Annotated in this window: 22 protein-coding genes and 2 pseudogenes; 6 read left to right on the plus strand and 18 right to left on the minus strand. The window is 44.7% G+C overall.

Annotation, left to right across the window (positions count from 1 at the left end; translation table 11 throughout):
• Positions 1-2: 2 nt before the first annotated feature.
• The 6 genes from AAGG74_RS10160 to AAGG74_RS10185 all read right to left on the minus strand — a co-directional run bounded on the left by AAGG74_RS10160 (position 3) and on the right by AAGG74_RS10185 (position 6,498).
• On the minus strand, positions 3-938 hold the full coding sequence (locus tag AAGG74_RS10160; RefSeq protein WP_429675325.1) for an isochorismatase: 936 nt from the start codon (positions 936-938) through the stop codon (positions 3-5).
• A 31-nt stretch (positions 939-969) separates the two neighbouring features.
• The gene (locus tag AAGG74_RS10165; protein WP_429675326.1) at positions 970-2,589 is read right to left on the minus strand and encodes a (2,3-dihydroxybenzoyl)adenylate synthase; all 1,620 of its coding nucleotides are present in this window, start codon (positions 2,587-2,589) and stop codon (positions 970-972) included.
• 28 nt (positions 2,590-2,617) lie between these two features.
• On the minus strand, positions 2,618-3,814 hold the full coding sequence (dhbC, locus tag AAGG74_RS10170; protein WP_429675327.1) for an isochorismate synthase DhbC: 1,197 nt from the start codon (positions 3,812-3,814) through the stop codon (positions 2,618-2,620).
• A 27-nt stretch (positions 3,815-3,841) separates the two neighbouring features.
• Complete coding sequence (locus AAGG74_RS10175; RefSeq protein ID WP_225493390.1) at positions 3,842-4,627, minus strand: 2,3-dihydro-2,3-dihydroxybenzoate dehydrogenase; 786 nt, start codon at positions 4,625-4,627, stop codon at positions 3,842-3,844.
• 191 nt (positions 4,628-4,818) lie between these two features.
• A complete protein-coding gene (gene besA / locus AAGG74_RS10180; RefSeq protein WP_429675328.1) occupies positions 4,819-5,688 on the minus strand; it encodes a ferri-bacillibactin esterase BesA in 870 nt (289 codons plus the stop codon).
• A 213-nt stretch (positions 5,689-5,901) separates the two neighbouring features.
• Positions 5,902-6,498 carry a sulfite oxidase-like oxidoreductase gene (locus AAGG74_RS10185; RefSeq protein WP_225493388.1) on the minus strand — a complete coding sequence of 199 codons (597 nt, stop codon included), beginning with the start codon at positions 6,496-6,498 and terminating at the stop codon, positions 5,902-5,904.
• A gap of 100 nt (positions 6,499-6,598) precedes the next feature.
• Here AAGG74_RS10185 and AAGG74_RS10190 point away from each other — a divergent pair, with 100 nt between their 5' ends.
• On the plus strand, positions 6,599-7,201 hold the full coding sequence (locus AAGG74_RS10190; RefSeq protein ID WP_162103420.1) for a biotin transporter BioY: 603 nt from the start codon (positions 6,599-6,601) through the stop codon (positions 7,199-7,201).
• A gap of 268 nt (positions 7,202-7,469) precedes the next feature.
• Here AAGG74_RS10190 and AAGG74_RS10195 read toward each other — a convergent pair whose 3' ends face one another.
• The gene (locus AAGG74_RS10195; RefSeq protein WP_429675329.1) at positions 7,470-8,798 is read right to left on the minus strand and encodes a Na+/H+ antiporter family protein; all 1,329 of its coding nucleotides are present in this window, start codon (positions 8,796-8,798) and stop codon (positions 7,470-7,472) included.
• 143 nt (positions 8,799-8,941) lie between these two features.
• A pseudogene (locus tag AAGG74_RS10200) lies at positions 8,942-10,445 on the minus strand (leucyl aminopeptidase).
• A gap of 156 nt (positions 10,446-10,601) precedes the next feature.
• On the opposite strand from AAGG74_RS10200, the gene AAGG74_RS10205 reads away from it, so the two are divergent.
• Positions 10,602-11,078: a divergent PAP2 family protein gene (locus tag AAGG74_RS10205; RefSeq protein WP_429675330.1), complete on the plus strand. Its 477-nt coding sequence runs from the start codon at positions 10,602-10,604 to the stop codon at positions 11,076-11,078.
• Positions 11,079-11,105: 27 nt separating this feature from the next.
• On the opposite strand, the gene AAGG74_RS10210 is transcribed toward AAGG74_RS10205, so the two are convergent.
• The 4 genes from AAGG74_RS10210 to AAGG74_RS10225 all read right to left on the minus strand — a co-directional run bounded on the left by AAGG74_RS10210 (position 11,106) and on the right by AAGG74_RS10225 (position 13,773).
• Positions 11,106-11,762: a 3D domain-containing protein gene (locus AAGG74_RS10210; protein ID WP_162103424.1), complete on the minus strand. Its 657-nt coding sequence runs from the start codon at positions 11,760-11,762 to the stop codon at positions 11,106-11,108.
• Positions 11,763-11,862: 100 nt separating this feature from the next.
• A complete protein-coding gene (locus AAGG74_RS10215) occupies positions 11,863-12,183 on the minus strand; it encodes a YuiB family protein (RefSeq protein WP_162103425.1) in 321 nt (106 codons plus the stop codon).
• 51 nt (positions 12,184-12,234) lie between these two features.
• Positions 12,235-12,378, minus strand: coding sequence for a YuiA family protein (locus AAGG74_RS10220; protein ID WP_429675331.1), 144 nt, complete (start codon positions 12,376-12,378; stop codon positions 12,235-12,237).
• A 174-nt stretch (positions 12,379-12,552) separates the two neighbouring features.
• Positions 12,553-13,773 carry an NAD(P)/FAD-dependent oxidoreductase gene (locus AAGG74_RS10225; RefSeq protein ID WP_429675332.1) on the minus strand — a complete coding sequence of 407 codons (1,221 nt, stop codon included), beginning with the start codon at positions 13,771-13,773 and terminating at the stop codon, positions 12,553-12,555.
• An 87-nt stretch (positions 13,774-13,860) separates the two neighbouring features.
• Between AAGG74_RS10225 and AAGG74_RS10230 the strand changes: the two genes are divergently transcribed.
• Both AAGG74_RS10230 and yumC read left to right on the plus strand, forming a co-directional pair.
• On the plus strand, positions 13,861-14,070 hold the full coding sequence (locus tag AAGG74_RS10230; protein ID WP_429675333.1) for a hypothetical protein: 210 nt from the start codon (positions 13,861-13,863) through the stop codon (positions 14,068-14,070).
• Between the two features lie 35 nt (positions 14,071-14,105).
• A complete protein-coding gene (yumC, locus tag AAGG74_RS10235; RefSeq protein ID WP_162103429.1) occupies positions 14,106-15,104 on the plus strand; it encodes a ferredoxin--NADP reductase 2 in 999 nt (332 codons plus the stop codon).
• Positions 15,105-15,142: 38 nt separating this feature from the next.
• Here yumC and AAGG74_RS10240 read toward each other — a convergent pair whose 3' ends face one another.
• Entirely contained in the window at positions 15,143-15,283 is a 141-nt protein-coding gene (locus tag AAGG74_RS10240) for a hypothetical protein (RefSeq protein WP_162103430.1), read from the minus strand.
• A gap of 276 nt (positions 15,284-15,559) precedes the next feature.
• On the opposite strand from AAGG74_RS10240, the gene guaC reads away from it, so the two are divergent.
• Positions 15,560-16,540 (plus strand): GMP reductase, encoded by a 981-nt coding sequence (gene guaC / locus AAGG74_RS10245; protein ID WP_429675334.1) that lies wholly within the window; start codon positions 15,560-15,562, stop codon positions 16,538-16,540.
• Positions 16,541-16,586: 46 nt separating this feature from the next.
• On the opposite strand, the gene AAGG74_RS10250 is transcribed toward guaC, so the two are convergent.
• The 5 genes and pseudogenes from AAGG74_RS10250 to AAGG74_RS10270 form a co-directional block, all read right to left on the minus strand.
• Positions 16,587-16,940 carry a DUF1433 domain-containing protein gene (locus AAGG74_RS10250; protein WP_429675335.1) on the minus strand — a complete coding sequence of 118 codons (354 nt, stop codon included), beginning with the start codon at positions 16,938-16,940 and terminating at the stop codon, positions 16,587-16,589.
• A gap of 76 nt (positions 16,941-17,016) precedes the next feature.
• Positions 17,017-17,300: pseudogene (locus AAGG74_RS10255) on the minus strand (DUF1433 domain-containing protein).
• Between the two features lie 319 nt (positions 17,301-17,619).
• The gene (locus tag AAGG74_RS10260) at positions 17,620-17,880 is read right to left on the minus strand and encodes a DUF1433 domain-containing protein (RefSeq protein ID WP_429675336.1); all 261 of its coding nucleotides are present in this window, start codon (positions 17,878-17,880) and stop codon (positions 17,620-17,622) included.
• A gap of 210 nt (positions 17,881-18,090) precedes the next feature.
• Positions 18,091-18,378 carry a DUF1433 domain-containing protein gene (locus AAGG74_RS10265; protein WP_429675337.1) on the minus strand — a complete coding sequence of 96 codons (288 nt, stop codon included), beginning with the start codon at positions 18,376-18,378 and terminating at the stop codon, positions 18,091-18,093.
• Positions 18,379-18,614: 236 nt separating this feature from the next.
• Entirely contained in the window at positions 18,615-18,899 is a 285-nt protein-coding gene (locus AAGG74_RS10270; RefSeq protein WP_429675338.1) for a DUF1433 domain-containing protein, read from the minus strand.
• A 287-nt stretch (positions 18,900-19,186) separates the two neighbouring features.
• On the opposite strand from AAGG74_RS10270, the gene AAGG74_RS10275 reads away from it, so the two are divergent.
• Positions 19,187-19,498, plus strand: coding sequence for a hypothetical protein (locus AAGG74_RS10275; protein WP_429675339.1), 312 nt, complete (start codon positions 19,187-19,189; stop codon positions 19,496-19,498).
• Positions 19,499-19,524: the final 26 nt, after the last annotated feature.

Here is a 19,524-nt window from a genome sequence, read left to right on the forward strand (position 1 = left end):
TTTTATAAATAATCCGCGTTTGGCAGCACTTGCTGACTGCGGGTGGCGAGCAATTTTTGCCATTCTTCGATCGTCGGGCGTTCAGCCAATTCCACGAATGTCACCTCGGCTCCTTCACGCCGCCATTGTTCGACTAATGTCATGATCCTTACTGAATCAAGCCCTCGGTCGAGCAAATCCTCTTGATTCGTAATATCTTCAGGTTTATCTTGAAGAAGCTCAGCAATTTGTTTACGGATCTTCTCACAAGTAAACATTTCTTTGCGGGTGTTTAGTGCCGTTTTTCGCGTGTATGCCGGCGCATTCTTCAGCTGATCGAGAAGGCTGTCCGTCATCACAGTATACGCACAGCGTCCAGCCGCATAATCCAGCGCCATCTGATGTTTTTCTAATGAAAAATCAGCAACTGCATCCCCCACGAAAAAAGCTTCAATATCCTCCATAAATGCTTCACACGCTGTAACGAGACAGCCGATATGGGCGTAAATTCCGCTAATAATCAACTGATCCCGTCCCTCTTTTCGCATCATTTCAAGCAAATTCGTTCTCTTAAACGCGCTGTATCTCCATTTTGTCAGCACGAGATCATTATCATCCGGCGACAGCTCGGTTATAATTTTCTCCTCATAAGGGCCGCTGCTTAATCCTGGGCCCCAAAAGTCTGTCAAGAGCGCCCGGTCAGCTGGATTTTGGTTGCCTGGCTGTGCAGTATAGACGACAGGTATCCCAAGCTGGGCACATTGATCCTTCAGCCTGCGTATATTCGCAGATAGCTCTGTTACCGGAGATGCTCCCGCTGTGAAAGCATCGACAAAATAGTTTTGCATATCGTGGATTAACAGGACTGCCCGATTTGGAGCAGGCACCCATGACACTTTGTTTTGCGGCATATCAGCTGCTGTCGGCATTTGATACGGCTGAATGGCAGGTATAGCCATTTGAACACTCCCTCTCAAATTGTTGTTTATGTTATTTTTTTGATCCTGCAAGAAGCTTTTTGGCAATGGCTTCACGAAGCGCTTTTTTGCTGACTTTGCCGACCCCTGTCCGCGGAAAGGAATCGACAAATTCAATCCGGTCGGGGATTTTGTATGCCGCCAGTCCGCGCTCTCTCAAAAACGCTTTGAGCTCTGCTGCTTTTGGGGCTTCATCCCGGGGAATAATGAACACACAAGATCTTTCGCCAAGAAATTGGTCAGGCATGGAAACCATTGCGGCATCATGGACAGCCGGATGTGCCAGCAGATGATTTTCTACCTCTTCTGCCGCAACCTTTTCTCCTCCGCGGTTAATTTGATCCTTCGCCCGGCCTTCAACGACAATATAGCCGTCTGATGTCAGCCTGACGATATCCCCTGTGCGGTAAAAACCGTCCTCTGTAAAAGAAGTGGCATTATGCTCATCTGCCTTATAGTAACCTCGAATCGTGTACGGTCCCCGCGTCAGCAGATGTCCTGCTTCACCGAGTTTCACGTCGCGATTCTGATCGTCCCACACGCGTACTTCATCGTATGGAGACATCGGTTTTCCTTGGGTGTTGACAATCACTTCCTCAGGGTCATCAAGTCTCGTATAATTGACAAGCCCCTCTGCCATTCCGAACACCTGCTGCAGCGTGCAGCCGAATACTGCTTTCACCTTACGTGCGGCTTCAGCGCTGAATTTAGCACCTCCGACCTGCAGTACTTGAAGGCTGGATAAATCGGCACTGCGTGAGGATGCCGCATCCATCCATACCATTGCAAGGGGCGGAACAAGAGCGGTAATCGTGACTTGTTCCCGTTCAATCAAAGGAAATGCATCATCAGGACTTGGAGAAGGAGATAAAACCACTCTTCCTCCAGCGTATAAAACGCCGAGAACCCCAGGCGAGCTTAGCGGGTAATTGTGTGCCATCGGCAGCGCTGCCAAGTACACCGTGCTGCGGTCGAGCCAGCAGACCTCTACACTCCGCCGCAGACTGTATATGTAGTCATCATGAGTCCGCGGGATCAGCTTTGATAAGCCGGTGCTTCCGCCAGAAAGCTGGAGAAACGCCACATCCGAAGATTTGACTTCAGGCAGTTTTTCAGGTTCTGTGTGCAGCGCCTCCAGAGGCAAAAATTCCTCCGCTTCACCTGCGACTATAACGTGCTTCAAAGACGGCAGTTTGCTTTGAACCTGTCTGGCGAGTGATCGGTAGTCAAAGCCTGAGTAAGAGTCGGGAATGATATAAGCTGCCGCTTCCGCAAACTCGCAAAAATATGTAATTTCACTGCTTCGATGTGAAGGCAATGCGAAGACTGGGAGCGCTCCCAGACGGAAAAGCGCGAAAATGACTTCAAAAAACTCTGCGATATTCGGCAGCTGTACCACGACACGATCCATCTGTTGAATGCCGAGCTTTTGAAAGCCGGCAGCCAGACGATCAACTCTTATGTCAAGCTCTCGATAGCTCCAATGAGTGTTCCCGCATGTAATTGCGATGCGATCGCCATATTTCGCAGCCCGGTCTCTTAACAAATCTCCAAACGTCTCACCGGCCCAGCAGCCGGTTTTCCGATATGTCTCTGCTAACTCTTCAGGCCAAGGAGTAAATCCATTCAGCATGTTGTATCCCTCCAGCAATTCATTCTGATCATATGTGATTCACTCCCATTGCCCGAAGCATTGTCCGAAACTTCGCGGATGTCTCCTGAAGCTCGTCCTCTGGTTTTGATCCGGCAACAACACCAGCTCCTGCATACAGACGAAGTGAGCGGTCTTCTGCCTCAGCGCAGCGGATCGTGACAATCCATTCTCCGTCACCCGCATCGTCACACCAGCCGACCATGCCAGTAAAGAAGCCTCGGTCAAACGGTTCAATGCTATGAATCGCTTCTCTTGCAAGCTCAGTCGGTGTACCGCAGACTGCCGGCGTCGGATGGAGCGCAGCTGCCAATTCCAGTGCGGTCACGGACGGATCGGATAGCTCTCCCTTAATCACACTGGACAGATGCCACATCGTCTCGGTTTTGATCAACGAAGGCTGCTCTGGAACATCCAGCGTCCGGCAGAAAGGACGCAGTGCGGACACAACCGCGTCAGCCACAACCGCATGCTCATGGAGATCCTTAGCGGAAGAAAGCAATTCAGCAGCCCTGCGCTGATCTTCAGCAGGATCGTCACTGCGAGGTCTTGACCCGGCTAATGGATTGGAAACAACTTGAGTCCCCATTCTTGAAACGAGAAGCTCCGGACTTGCACCGAGCAGTGTTCGGCAGGAAGCCGTTTCCGCTTCGCCGGACACATCAGCGGCAAACGTGTAGCCGTGTGTGTTATGCTGCGCCAGATGGTGAAGCAGTTCATCTGTCTGAATCGGTTCAGACGAGGTCAAATGCAATGACCTAGATAGGACGATCTTGCTGAGTGTCCCATTGTCAATGAGCGCCAGACCTTGTTTGACACCATGTTTATAATTCTCTGGTGCAGGAACAGGCTCTATGTGGTATGTATGCTCAGGCTGCTGTTCCTTATCCGCACGGTCAAATTGAAGCGGTCCTGACCAGTGCACTTCTTCAGGAACAATGAGGCGCGCTGCTTTTATATGATCAAAAGGAACGGCTCCGACAACAAGCGGACGGCTTTGTCCCGAGTGTTTTGCCTGATTCAGCGCCTCTGCTATCCGAACAGAAAGGGATTCAATTTGGTTATTCCCGTCTACTTTCGGCACGATTTCACATACGCCTTTCGCCAGCAGGACGCGCTGAGGAGAGGCTAAGAAAAAAGCACCCGGCTGATACTCATGAAGCAAATGGTCCGCTTTGGTTTGTGATATCACGTTTTGTTCCAACATTCTCATAAACCTCCCTTTTAAATTGAGTTACACGCCTAAGGTCGCGCCGCCATCGACACATAAATTATGCATCGTAATATGCCCCGCCTGGCCGGAAACCAAAAAGAGCACGGCGTTTGCTATATCCGAAGGCTGAGCCAGTTTTTTGAGCGGAATTCCCGTCTTAAATGTCTCAAGTGATCCTTTAATGACGTGCTCTGCTCCATTGTCATCGGCCCATAATGACCACTGCATGTCTGTTTCCGTAGATCCGGGTGACACAATATTGCAGCGGATATTATATTCTGCAAGCTCAAGGCCAAGGCATTTCGTAAACATCACAGCTGCAGCTTTTGAAGAGGCATATGCCGCCATTGATGTCCTTGGCACACCGGCAGCATTTGATCCCACTGTTACAATCGAACCTGATCTCCGGTCCATCATATATTTGCTGACTGAACGCGAGGCGTTAAATACGCCAGTCGAATTCACTGAAAACGTGGCTTCCCATTCCTCATCGCTGAGTGAATGGATCAGTCCGGGGCGAAGGACTCCCGCTACATTTACTAAAATATCAATCGGCCCGATTTCATGCTCAATGCGCGCCGTGGTCTCGTCAACCGCCGTGCTGTCCCTTACATCCGCGGCAAAAGCATTCGCATCGCAGCCTTCCGCTTTAAGGCTGTTCACAACCTGTCCCAGCTTTTCAGGATTATAATCAACGGCTGCAATGTGTGCGCCTTGGCCGGCCAGCGTCCGCGCAACAGCTTCACCAATCCCTTGGGCAGCTCCTGTAATCAAAGCAATTTTTCCCTTTATATCCATTTCAGTCATATCATCAATTCCTTTCTTTACTTTTGATGCCGAACGGATAGCCGGTGGAAAAGACTTTTGCACCTCACACCATTAATTGATAATGATTATCATTATCAATTATAAAAATAATCATATCCAAATGTCACGTGACAGTCAAATATAATTTCAATGATGAATCCTTTATTTTTAGAAACAAGGCTGAGGAAGTCTCAGCCTATTGATAGATGCGGTCCGTCGGGGTGAAGTGCAAAACGAAGCGCCCGGCTGACCAAAACAGGAAGAACTGAAATATGCCCTTCTTCTGAAAACTCACAAAAATCTGCTCGGACGCCATATTCCGTTAAAGCGCCCAGCCGCTCGTAAAGCTCCCTTGCATTATCAATCATTCGGCTTTTATGATGCCGCTCCCATTCTCCTGCGGCAAGCAGGAGATTGATAGGCTGGCTGTGTTTCTTGAAGTGCGAGGCGAAATGGTCCGCTTTCTCGAGAATAAACGGTTTATTCCAATGGATGGATGGACTCCCCGCGACATATGTTTGAAACGCATTCGGCTTTGATAATAGAACCTGCAACACAAACAGCCCGCCAAGCGAGTGCCCAAAGATTGTTTGTCTGTTTCTGTCAATCGGATAATCTCGTTCTATCTGTGGTTTCAGCTCTTCCTCAATAAATCTGAAAAAGCCCTCTGCTCCGCCATGCTCCGGCCAAGCTTTTCCGTCAGGCCTTTTCGGCAGCTTTGATTGAGCTGTCGGCATCGTAAAATCCCGGTGACGCGCTGAGGAGAATGGTTCTGCTGTTTCATAGCCGATACCGACGATCACAGCAGGGATCACGCCAGTTTTTTCAGGACGGCGCCCTTGTATTCGAACGGCTTCAGCCATCGTTCCGAAGATAGAATTGGCATCCAGCAGATAAATAACCGGATAACCAGTGGGCGGCGGAGACGTACATGGTTTCGAGATGAAAATTTGATAGGCACGGTTTTCATCTCGTGAAAACATCTTCCGCACTTCTGTACCAGGAATGATAAACGCGTTTTGTGCTCCGCTTTTAGCCCAGTCTGTTGTTTTCTCATTCATGCAGTACGACATTCCTCTCCTAAAAATAAACCGTAATTATTGATAATGATTTTCACTATCAATTATATAACTCAAATAATAGGTTCTTATCCAAAGAAAGTCAACTTTTTCCCAAATAAAAGAGGCACCTTCATCGAATAAGGTACCTTAAGACTATCAATAGCGGAATCAAGCCTTGACAAACATGACATTATCCCTGCTGAAAACAGAACTTTAATCCCATGTGAATCTTTGGTTTTGCCAAGGATCTCCTCTCATGTGATAGCCGTTCTGCTCCCAAAAGCCAGGGTGGTTCTCCTTCGTAAATTGGATACCGCGCAGCCACTTGGCGCTTTTCCAAAAATATAGATGCGGAAACACGCCTCGCAGCGGGAAGCCGTGTTCAGGCGATAAAGGTTCACCATTATGCATATAAGCCAAAAGCGAAGTGTCAGCCAAAAAATCATCAAGCGGCAGATTAGTGGTCCAGCCCTCTTCCGCATGTAAAATGACGTAGCCCGCTTCTTCTTTCACACCCGCTTTTTCCGCGATATCACGTGCCCTTACGCCTTGCCACACATTATCAAGCCTTGACCAGCCAGTGACGCAGTGGATATCATTTTTCGATTCGTGCTGAGGAAAGGCTTTGACATCTTCAAAGCTTAGCAGCATGGGATGGTCAACCAATCCGTATATTTGAAGATTCCATTTCGCTAAATCCTCGTAATATGGGACACTTCCTGTATGAAGTACAGGAAATGAAGTTGTAACATTTTGGTTTGGCGGCACTCTTCCCGATTGATCGGATTGCTTTGTTTTTCCGAAATACATACAGAATCCTCCTTTTGTTAACCTTTTTCAATTCATGTTGACAATCTTTATGTTCTTTATTACGCTATGATTGTGTATGTAAACCTAAGGGGGAACAACAATGAAACGACATCCACTTCGCGCGGGAGATATGGCTCTGATCGGCATGTTCGCCGCGCTTATGGCCGTTGGCGCCAACATTACATCAGTGGCACCTTTTTTTCAAGTGGCCGGTATTCCGCTGTCGATGCAGCCTTTTTTCTGTCTCTTGGCGGCCTTGCTTCTCGGCAGCAAACGAGCAGCGATTGCCATGATCGTCTATGCGATGGTCGGATTGGCTGGAGCGCCCGTGTTTGCTAAGTTTTCAGCCGGCCTTGCACCATTTGTCGGTCAAAGCGGCGGATTTATTCTTTCATACATTCCGGCAGCATTTGCAGCAGGATGGTTTTTAGAACGCAAAATTCACCCTCGCAAAACTCAATTTTTGATAGCTTCACTTATCGGAACAGCCATCATGTATATTATCGGCACGACCTATACGTATCTTGCACTGAAGCTGTGGATTCATACGCCAGTAAGCTACAGCACAGCTTGGGGGTATATGACTTGGTTTATGGTAAAGGACACAGCGCTGGCTGTGATACTGACGTTTATCGCTCCTGCGCTCTACCGCTCGATCCATAAAGCGACCGGCTTTAACAGAAATCACATATCATCCACATAACCGTTCTTTTGGACGGTTTTTTATCATAACGAGAAGAGGCTTCCCAGTAAAGGGAAGCCTTCCGATTGTTGACAAAATCCTAAAACGGTTTACCTTTTAGGATTTTGTTATCTTTTCAGCGTGATTGAAAACCCTTGAAGTCTAGGAAGGGCGAGCATCGGAGCACAGCGAATGTTCTAATTCGTGAGCACCGACGCGCAGGCCCGACAACGAACGCAAGGGTTTGTCGACACGCTGAAGGCTTCCCGGTAAAGGGAAGCCTTTGTCTTTATAAAACAAGCGCCGCAATCCAGCCAAAGAGGATAAGCGGGATATTGTAAAAGAGAAATGTCGGCACACAAGTGTCCCAAATGTGGTGATGCTGGCCGTCTGCACTCAACCCTGAAGTCGGTCCAAGCGTACTGTCACTGGCGGGTGAACCGGCATCGCCAAGCGCAGCAGCCGCTCCGATAATCGCAATCGTCGCCATCGGACTGAAACCGAGCTGCATACATAGAGGCACAAAGATGGTTGCGATAACTGGAATCGTCGCAAAAGAAGATCCAATCCCCATTGTAATGAACAAGCCGACAATAAGCATCAGCAATGCACCTAGTGACTGATTGTGTCCCATAATGCCAGCCGCTGTTTTCACTAGTGCCTCAACATCTCCGGTTTTCGTCAATACATTTGAAAACCCGGCTGCAACGAGCATGACAAAGCCGATAAAGGCCATTAAAACCATACCATCTGTAATAAGTGAGTCCGCCTCATCACGCTTCATCACACCGCTGACAAACAGAATAACCAGACCTGCCAGCGCTCCCATAATCATTCCTTCTACTCCCAAAGTCTGCGATAAATAAAGCTGGACGCCTAGTGACACTGCGATGGCAAGAGCCGCGATAGCCAGGCTTTTTTTCGTGTAGGGAGAAGCGGCTGCACCGGATATTTCTTTTGTTTCATATGTCTTTGGCTTACGGAATACGATGATTGACAAAATCAGACCTACGACCATACCCCCAACTGGAATCATTAAAGCGTACGGGATATCACCTAAAGATACGGTTAACCCTGCATCAGCCATATTGTCCTTCAGCATACCCTGGAAGATTTGTCCGAAACCGACCGGCACTAAAATATAAGGCGCCGTTAAACCGAATGTGATCACACACGCAATCAGACGGCGGTCCATTTCAAGTTCATTAAAGATTTTCAAAAGCGGCGGAATCAGCACCGGGATAAAGGCGATGTGAACCGGAACCACGTTTTGTGAAAAACAAGCTATCATTAAAATAATCAGCACAATCAGCACTTTGGACAGTGCTTTTTTACGAGTGTCTTCTTTATTTCCGATTAATTTAACGGACGCTTCCACCATTGCGTCCGGAAGACCTGTTTTTGTTAAAGCCGCAGCAAACGCGCCAAGCATGGCGTAGCTGACGGCAACGGTGGCATTTCCGCCAAGACCGTCTGTAAAAGCTTTGACGGTTTCGCCAAGACCAAGCCCGCCTGTTAATCCGCCGGCCAAGGCGCCTATAATTAATGCGATAACAATATTGACACGCAGCAGGCTTAAAACAAGCATAAGCAGCACTGCGATAACGACTGCATTCATGATACCCCTCCAAAAATCCTTTAGTTTGCTAATGTAGTAGATAAATAAAGTATGGAGGTATCGTATCATAATCGACACGCTTTAGTCAACTAAAGATTTCAGAAGAAAACATGCCTGCTGTTGAAGGCAGCAGGCATGTCACATTATACGTTTTTATCTTCGTCCAATGTAAATCGCTCCGCCAGTGTTGCCAGTGTTCTAGCCATGACGCCAGTGGCTCCGGATGGACCAAAGCAGGTTGCTTTATTCGATGTGGCAGTACCCGCAATATCAAGGTGAACCCAAGGCGTTGCTTCAGCAAATTCACCAAGAAATGTTCCAGCCATAATCGCATGCCCTTCGCGTCCCGGCGAATTGCTGAGATCCGCCATTTGGCTGCTTTTCACACGCTTTTTATCCTTCTCTGTTATCGGCAGCTGCCAGATCGCCTCGCCGCACTCTTGTGCAGCATCAGCTACCTGCTGATAAAAGCTTTGATCATTGGTCATAGCGCCGGTTGTTTCTTTTCCTAATGCTACAACAACACCGCCGGTAAGTGTAGCCACATCAACTAGAGCTGACGCGCCATGCTGTTTTGCATATGTAATGCCATCAGCTAGCACAAGTCTTCCTTCAGCATCCGTATTGAGGATTTCAATCGTTTTTCCGCTTAATGATACGATGACATCATCAGGCTTCATCGCACTGCCGGAGATCATGTTGTCGGTAGACGGAATAACCGCCAGCACGTTTTGCTCAGGGCGAAGCTCTCCGATCGTTTCCATCGCACCGAAAACGGCGGCTGCTCCTCCCATATCAGATTTCATGCCTACAATGCCGGATTTCGTTTTTATGGAGTATCCGCCTGTATCAAAAGTAATCCCTTTTCCGACAAGTCCCACGACGTTTTCCCATTCCTTTTTGCCCTGATACTTCATCACAATCATTTTTGGCGGTTCAGTCGATCCCTGGTTTACCGCAAGTATTCCGCCCATACCGAGCTCTTCCATCTCTGATTTCTCCAATATCTCACACTCAAAATCATATTTCGCACAAAGCTCCTCTGCATAAGAAGCAAGATCGGTGGCTGTCAGCATGTTCCCCGGCATATTCACAAGCGTTCTTGCTGAATTTGTCCCTTGCCCATAGGCCTGACCGACGCGAAGTCCTCCCCGCACTTCCTGTGTATCTTCATCTGTAACGGCGTACACAGCTTCAATTTGCTTAGCAGGCTCATTCGATTTGTGCTTATAATCCTTTACCTCATAGGAAGCCAGCAAACAGCTTTCAGCTAAAGCATGAGCGGCATCAGCTGGAGGCACATCTTCCGAAATAAACGTATCAAGCAGAACCGTTACTTCTTGTTTTCGGTCTTTATGAATAGCTTGAAACACATGGGCAAAATGTTCTTTCGCCTGTTCAAACGAATAATTGGCTTCTCTTCCAAGACCAACGAAATAAATTCGTTTCATACCCGCAGAAGATGGGGGGAATACTTTTGATACTTGATTCGGTTTCGATGAGACATCACCATCTTTCAAAAAACTGTGTCAGATGGCCTTCCAGCACGTCATCAATTTCCAATGCTTTTCCTGTCAGCTGGCTTTTTTGAAAAAGCCCGACGACAAGGGTTTCTGTATGCTCTAATTGTTGAATCGCATAAAACATAGGCTTACACTCCTAACGTAATGGGTATTTGTAATGAACAATGGTATAATAGGAAAAACATTCTTTCCATTACACTTATTTTATCAAACAACAGTCTAAGACTTGTTTTTTTCTTTTGAAACACGAAGGATTTTTTAAATAGAAAGGATGTCGCCGATGGAACTTTTCATAAATTTTCCTTTATTATCAAGCTTGACCGCGATTATTTTTGCTCAGGTCGTTAAAGTGCCCATTCAGTTTATCGTGTCCAGAAAGCTGGACTGGTCACTGGTCACAAGCACAGGCGGCATGCCAAGCTCTCACTCCGCAGCGGTCACTGCGCTTTCTACTGCCGTCGCCTTGGAGCATGGATTAGATTCCTCTCTCTTCGCGGTTTCTGCCATTTTCGCCGTCATTACTATGTTTGACGCAACTGGCGTCAGACGTCACGCCGGTGAACAGGCCACAGTCATCAATAAGCTTGTCATTGATTTTAACCGCTTCGTAAATGAAGCAAAGGACTTCCCAAAAGCCGAAAATAAAGAAAAGCAAAAAAAGCTGAAGGAGCTGCTCGGACATCAGCCGATCGAGGTCTTTTTCGGCGGGTTAACAGGCATTTTACTAGCATTGATACTTGCTTACTTTTTTATGTAAAAACGCTCCAGCTTTTGCTGGAGCGTTTTATTCTTTCACAGCTTTATATTGATTTCTGAACACCTGCAACGATTTTGTTTCATTGAGCTTCTCAAGCTCGTCCTCGGTAACCTTTCCCGTTCCCTTTTTAATCACATATACATCAAGATCTTTTTTGCCCCATTTATTGTACACATCTTTTACGGTTTCAAAGTACAGATCAAGGCGGTTTCCCTTAATAGCCGATCCTGTGTCAGCCACAACGCCGAGACCGTAGTTCGGGATAAATAAGATCGTGCCGATCGGAAAAACGGATGGGTCAGCAGCAACCGTGGAGTATAAATCACGTTTCACTTTCACACCTGAGTATGTAAGCCCGTATAATGGATCGCCGGGCTTTTTTCCCGTCGATTCAGCTCCTGCTGTGTAGCCTGTCGCTGTTACTCTTTGGACCGGATACTCGTCCCAGTCAAATGCTTCTTCTAACGGTTTTGTTTTAATCTTAGCCGCGGACGTGGTTTTTGTTTTTTTCTGCTGCAATGCTTTTAATGTCAGTCCTGCATGCTTCAAGGATCTTTCTTGATGTTCCTGCACCCATTTTGACAAGTCCTTCGCTTCGATTCCTGATACTGATAAAAAAGTCGTGCCAAATGCAAGCAGAAATAAACAGGCCATCAGCAAACGTCTGATCATCTTCAACATCATTCACCTCTCCCGAAACATTGTTCCCAATTGGAGAGAGCCATATTCAGCATGGTGAATGAACAGAAAGACAAAAAAAGCTTTCTTTAGAAGAAAGCGGCACTTAAAACATTTGATATCCTCTTTTTCTGAGCATGTTGATCGCTAGACCAGAGACGATGGCGCCTGCTAAACCGCTGGCTAAAATCAGCACATCGGCGGCCGCTAGTGATCCGGCACGTTGAAACAGGGCAGCAAAGGATTCTCCAGGCGACTGAACATAGCTGATCAGCTTTTCCTTGCTGATAATGAAAAGGCATACAATCGGATAAATCACAGCCATAATCCAAGACATTCTCAGCAGCATGTTTAATAAGAAACCGATTCCAAAAAATAAGACAAAAAACAAAACAATTGAGATGATTACGACTGGCAAACTAATCAATCTACCCACCCCCTGCGTTGTTTTTAGTGTAACGCGGGGGCAGAAATAAAGTCAACGGCTGGAAAAAGAATGACTGTCTTTTCCTGTCCCCTGGCATGACGGACAAGTCTCTGAACCGCCGAGAATTAATTGGAAATACCCTTTTCCCGAGCAAAATGGACAGGCGTGTGAAGCGGTTGTCTTTGTAGTTTTCATCTCACCATCACCCTTTTTTCTAAATTTTCTGATAATATAACATATCAAGCTGTCAACAATAAAGTCAGATCATGTGACAAATCTTTTGATGTAAGCGTAAACATACGTCTTTTTCTCTCGTTTTCTTTTTATTTTGCCGTTTTTCAATAAAGAAAACCCGCGGAGAGCGGGTTTTTAGAAAAACTTGAACTTTCCTTTTTTCAGCGTGAGTCCGAGTCCGCCAATCATAAACAGCGAACGGTTATCGATGACTTTTTTCATAAACGAAGCCGGCGTGCCTTTCAGCTTTCTGCCATAAACGACCCCAACCGCGTTATGCTCGCCAAGAGAAGCAACCGTTCCTTTAATATCCGGCTTGAATGGCTCAAGCTCTCCGCCTTTAATGAGCCTCCCAATGTTTTTCGCAACCGTTATTCCCTGCTGCATCGCAATTTGTGCCGTCGGCGGATACGGGCGCTCTGTCTCTTCGTTCATAAACAGCGAGCTGTCGCCAAGAATGAAGACGTTATCATGACCGGGTGCGCGGAGGTCAGGATTGACTTTAACCCGGCCGCGCATATTTTCAAAACCGGCTTCTTCTACAATCGGATGGCCGCGGACACCTGCCGCCCATACAACGGTTTGTGATTTGATTTGCTCTGGTTCTTCATCTTTTTTCCCGACTCTGACTCCTTCTGGTGTACATTCTTGTACAGCCGTTCCGATTTTAAATTCAACCCCGTTTTCCTCCAAATAATGCACAGCATAATCGACAAGCTCAGGATCAAAGCCAGGCAAAACGGTCGGCGCCGCTTCCACACAAACGATGCGCACGAGGCTTCTGTCAACATCATACTCCTTGCAAAGCTCCGGCACGCGGGCCGCCAGCTCGCCGAGAAATTCAATTCCCGTAAATCCGGCTCCGCCGACCACAATCGTTAACCTGTCCGGCCGTTTTTCCGCTTCAGTATTGTAAGTCGCAAACTGCAGCTCAATATGTTCCCGCAACAAGCGCGACGTGTTGATATTGGCAATTGGAAACGCATATTCCTTCAGACCTTTAATACCGAACGTTTCGGGCACAGCACCGAGCCCGATCACTACATAATCGTATTGCAGCTCTCCATTCGCAAGCACAACTTTTTTCTCATCAATATTGATCGACTTTACGGTATCCTGTACAAAATTGACCCGCGACTGATTGATTACATCTTTTATCTGATAACGGCAGCGGTCATGATGGAGCGTACCCGCGCTCGCCTCATGCATCCACGTCGTTTCATAATGATAATTGTGTTTATTCACAAGCGTAATATCAGCATCATTCGGCCCGACAAACTTTGTCAGCCTTGTTACCGTCATCAATCCGCCATAACCTGCACCTAAAATCACGATTTTGGGCTTATTCAATGCCATCACATCCACCTTCTCTTTTTTTTGCTTTTGTTAGACGAATAATAAAATCATCATTTTGTGTTAGCTTCAGCTTATTGGCAGGATTTTATGAAATATATTGATAAGTTTTTTGCGAATCCTCACCCAGAGCACTACTATCATATCTATCCGGCTGGCTCAGGAAACATTCAGAAAAAGATCAAATCATTTGGTTCTTATCGTATCGGTCTGCGGAAATATTTTCAAGAAAGAATGCGCACGCCATACACTTATGATTTTTGCCGCTTACTCGTCAATTTTAACGGCAATATGGTATAATTAATAACAATTTTCATTTAGGAGGCAATTTTCGTATGCGAGAGGATACAAAGGTTTATGATATTACAGTTATAGGCGGGGGACCGGTCGGCTTATTCACCGCTTTTTACGGAGGCATGAGACAGGCAAGCGTCAAAATCATTGAAAGCCTGCCTCAGCTCGGCGGACAGCTTAGCGCCCTATACCCTGAAAAATATATATACGATGTAGCCGGCTTCCCGAAAATCCGCGCACAGGAGCTAATTAATAACCTAAAAGAGCAAATGGCGAAATTCGACCAAACCATTTGTCTGGAGCAAGCGGTTGAATCTGTTGAGAAACAAGCAGACGGCGTGTTTAAGCTTGTGACAAATGAAGAAACTCATTATTCTAAAACAGTCATCATTACTGCAGGAAACGGCGCATTCAAACCGAGAAAGCTGGAGCTTGAAAATGCCGAGCAGTATGAAGGCAAAAACCTCCATTACTTCGTTGACGATTTGCAAAAATTCGCCGGCAGACGCGTGGCAATTCTCGGCGGAGGAGATTCAGCGGTTGACTGGGCACTTATGCTTGAGCCCATCGCAAAAGAAGTATCCATCATTCACCGCCGCGATAAATTCCGCGCGCACGAACACAGTGTAGAAAACCTTCATGCGTCGAAGGTAAATGTCTTAACACCATTCGTTCCTGCGGAGCTGATCGGAGAAGACAAAATTGATCAGCTTGTACTTGAAGAAGTGAAAGGCGACCGCAAAGAGATTTTAGAAATTGATGACTTAATCGTTAACTACGGTTTCGTTTCATCTCTTGGACCGATCAAAAACTGGGGTCTGGAGATCGAGAAAAATTCCATTGTCGTGAAATCCACAATGGAAACAAACATCGAAGGCTTCTTTGCCGCTGGTGACATATGCACATACGAAGGAAAAGTCAATCTAATTGCAAGCGGCTTCGGTGAGGCGCCGACAGCAGTGAACAACGCCAAGGCTTACATGGATCCAAAAGCACGCGTACAGCCTCTTCACTCAACAAGTCTTTTTGAAAATAAATAATAAAAAAAGGAGTTTGTGTCAGCGACACAGCTCCTTTTTTATTTGAAGATATTTATATAATTCAACGCAGTTCCAAGGACCAGCGCAATCACAAGGGCTGCGACAATCCAGATCATCGCCATAATAATACGGTCTTGGACCTTTTGGGATTTCGGTGTTTTTTCTTCGTTTTGCGTCATCTCACTCGCTCCTTTCACATGTCCCTGTCATAAAGAAAGCCTGGTGCAGAACAACCAAGCTTTGCTGAACGTATATCATTCGCATTTTTATTCGCTCTTTAAGACTATTCGTTGAAACTATCATACCCAAACTCACTGTGCATGACAAGCTTTGGCACTTGAATACACCTGCAGCAAACAAAAACGTTTGACATCTTAAATAAAACAGAGTACATTATACAAGGCGAACATTTTGATTAATTATTTTTAAAACATTCGTATTTAGGAGTGAAATCAGTGGAAAACGTATTTGATTACGAAGATATTCAACTAATTCCTGCGAAATGCATTGTGAACAGCCGTTCAGAGTGTGATACATCTGTACGTTTAGGCGGACGGACATTCAAACTGCCCGTCGTTCCTGCCAATATGCAGACGATTATAGATGAAAAGCTGGCCATTCAATTAGCCGAAAACGGTTACTTTTATGTGATGCACCGATTTGAACCTGAAACACGAATTGATTTTATTAAAGATATGAACAAACGCGGATTATTCTCTTCTATCAGCGTGGGCGTCAAAGATGAGGAGTACGAGTTTGTGCGCCAGCTGGCGGAAGAAAATCTCACTCCCGAATATGTGACAATTGACATTGCGCACGGACATTCAAATGCTGTCATCGAGATGATTCAGCACCTCAAAAAGCATTTGCCAGACACCTTTGTCATTGCCGGCAATGTCGGCACGCCGGAAGCAGTCAGAGAGCTTGAAAACGCTGGAGCGGATGCCACTAAGGTCGGCATCGGTCCGGGAAAAGTATGTATTACGAAAATCAAAACCGGCTTCGGTACAGGCGGCTGGCAATTAGCGGCGCTGCGCTGGTGTGCCAAAGCAGCCAGCAAACCGATTATCGCGGATGGCGGCATCCGCACCCATGGCGACATCGCAAAATCAATCCGATTCGGCGCCACAATGGTCATGATCGGTTCACTATTTGCCGGACACGAAGAATCACCGGGCCACACGATCGAAAAAGACGGAAAGCTCTACAAAGAATACTTCGGCTCAGCCTCTGAATTTCAAAAAGGCGAAAAGAAAAATGTAGAAGGCAAGAAAATGCATGTGGCACATAAAGGTTCAATCAAAAATACGCTGATTGAAATGGAGCAGGATCTGCAATCTGCTATTTCTTATGCAGGCGGAACAAAGCTTGACGCGATCCGCAATGTGGATTATGTAGTTGTGAAGAATTCGATTTTTAATGGGGATAAGCACTAACACACGAAAAGCATCCAGATTTGGATGCTTTTGTATATACAGATATTCACCTTTCGTCATCACAATCCTTGTCCCTGCATTCTTTTTTTCTTATCGCCTCTATGGTATGTCCCATTATCTTGTCATTTGCCTTATCATACATACCGTCAAATGTATTCGAAGGATCACCGTTGTAATATCCGAATACTTCTATCCCACCCATTGGATTTGTTTCATATTTATCTTGAAATGTAACGGTATGTATTCCTTCATAATTTGCTTTAATAAATGTCTCCATTCGTTCTTGGGCAATCTTTACCTCTTCTGCCTGTTCCTTTTTATCATGATCATTCATATTTTTTATTACAAATCCCCCAACTGCTACAATAACTGTCATGAGGATAAGAATGTATTTTTTCATAGAATCACCTTTTCCGGCGAAGAATATATTTTTAAAAGCAAATGAGAGATAAAAAAGAAAAACATCATGACCTAATTTATTTCCATATATTATTTCGACATTCAGGTTTCATTTCTGCGTCTACTGACGAAATACCTATCTCATCGTTAGCCTTATCATATGTACCAAAGAATTCTTTGTTTTTATCACTGTTAAGATAACCCTCTATTGTTATTCCACCCATCGGATCTATTTTGTAAGAAGTAGAGAAATGGATTTGGTTTATGTCCTGATAATTTTTTCTATAAATGTTTCCATTTCCTCTTTAGCTTTGTTCAAAAGTTCTGCCTCTGCTTCTTTTTGATCATGCTGGTGCTTCATAACAAAACCTCCAACTGCTATGATTATTAAAATTTGGAAATCGCCCCCTCCCTGTCTTATTTTACAAAAATAAAGAGGCGATGTATAAAAGTAACAAAGACATTATTCTTTACAACTCGGATTTTGAGGATAAATCATAACAAATTATTTGAAGGAGAGAGGGATTTACAAGTGAGCGTTTTTGAAGCCAATCATACATATGAAGCATACGCGACAATAGCAGGCAAAAGTATGCATATAGCTCGCGGTTTAGAGAAGTGGCCCAAGATATCCGAGGCAATTGAAGGAATCATACAAAAATAGAAGCCATCTAGGCGTCTTAAGATTTTTCTTTTGCATCTACAGAGGAGCTTCCTATTTTGTCATTAACAGGATCATATAGGCCATCAAACTCTTTGGTTTTATCGCCATTAAGGTATCCCTCGACGGTAATTCCACCAGTTGAGTCAATAAAATAATCCCCGTCATAAGAAATTTTCTCTATACCCTTATATTCACTATGAAGATATTCAGTCATTTTATTTTTAGCCTTTTCAAAAAGATCATTTTCTACCTTTTTCACATTATATTGATGCTTCATAATCAGTCCCGCAACAATTACCATTATTAATAGTGGAATCATAAGGTGTTTACCCAAAAAGATCAGCCCTTTCCCTTCATTATTTTACATGACATGAAAGGTGTTGTAAGCAGGAAAATTAGGACTTCGTGTCTTACGGAGGAAGCATATTACAGAATGAGCCAACGGGCATGTTCCAAATGAAAACTAGACGCCAACAAAGGCGTCTAGTTAATATTCACATTCTTTCTCCTGACACTCCGGCTTCTCTTCTGCATCGACTGATGAAACCCCTATTTCGTCAGTCGTTTTATCATAGAGTCCAAAGAATTCTTTTTCCTTATTACCATTCAAATACCCTTTTACAGAAATGCCTCCCATAGGATTTATTTTGTACTTATTATAGTATGTAATTTGATTTATATCGCTGTAATTAGCTTTTATATAGTTTTCCATTTTATCTTTCGCTTGGTTAAAAAGTTTTTGTTCTGCTTCATCTTTATCGTGTTGATACTTCATGTAAAAGCCTCCTAATGCTACAATGACAACAAAGATTAGGAGCATTATGGTTTTTTTCATCATCTCATCCTTTATTATCTTCATTTCACATCAACTTTGAGGCGTCATACTTATTTTAGAAAATCGATATGTTAATATCAATGATCGAGATTACTTTTATATAAGCCGGATTTTGGATTTATAGAAACAAATTAAAATCTTAGAAGAAGAATAGACACCTTCGTTGGCGTCTATTTTTAGTATTCGCAATCTTTGTCTCGGCACTCTTTTTTCATAACTGCATCAACACTATGGCTCATTATCTTATTATTTGTCGGATCGTAGATACCATCGAACTTGTTGGTTTTGTCTTGATTATAATACCCAAACACTTGCACACCGCCCATTGGATCTGGTTCATATCTATCCTCAAACTGAACGCTGTCTATGCCTTCGTAATTTGCCTTCAAAAATTTTCCCATATGTATTTTCGCAGTTTTAAATTCTTCAATTCCTTCATTATGCTGGGCGTTGTTCTTCACAATAAAACCTCCGACTGCTACAATTACCAAAATTATAATAATAAGGTGTTTTTTCAAAACAACTCATCCTTCCAACACCATTTCACACTAAAATTTGCGAGGTTTTGCATGAATAAAAACATAAAAGTTCCAAATTTATCGGATAGCACATATTATTCATTAAGCAGAAATGCATATAAGTATGATCATATGAAAGAAAAGCTGCTGTTTGAATAAAATCGCCGACGATTTTGAGGAAAAAGATCAGATGCTTGCCAATTGGCTGAGATTATAGGAGTGACAAAGCAATGCCGACATTAGATAACCTTTTAGAACATAAAGATGATCCAATGAAAAAACAGCTACAGCGTCAAATGTTAAAAACAGGCATGACGAAAGTGGCAAATACTAATCTTGAGACGGTTCGAAAAAACCTTAAACCAAAGTTCGAAATGAATTCGCTGCAGGAAGAATTAAACGATGTTTATTCAGCTCTTTTATACAGCTTCGAGGGAAAAGCGCAAAAGGCCATTGCTCAGCGTATCAGTGAAAGTGCCCAGCTTATCGTGAACGCAGAGAACGACGGTGAAACTTTTGTCAATAGCTTTAAAACGAGATAAAAATGGAAAAGCGAACATCCTTAGCC

The organism is Bacillus mexicanus (genome assembly GCF_050445615.1).
GTDB lineage: Bacteria > Bacillota > Bacilli > Bacillales > Bacillaceae > Bacillus > Bacillus mexicanus.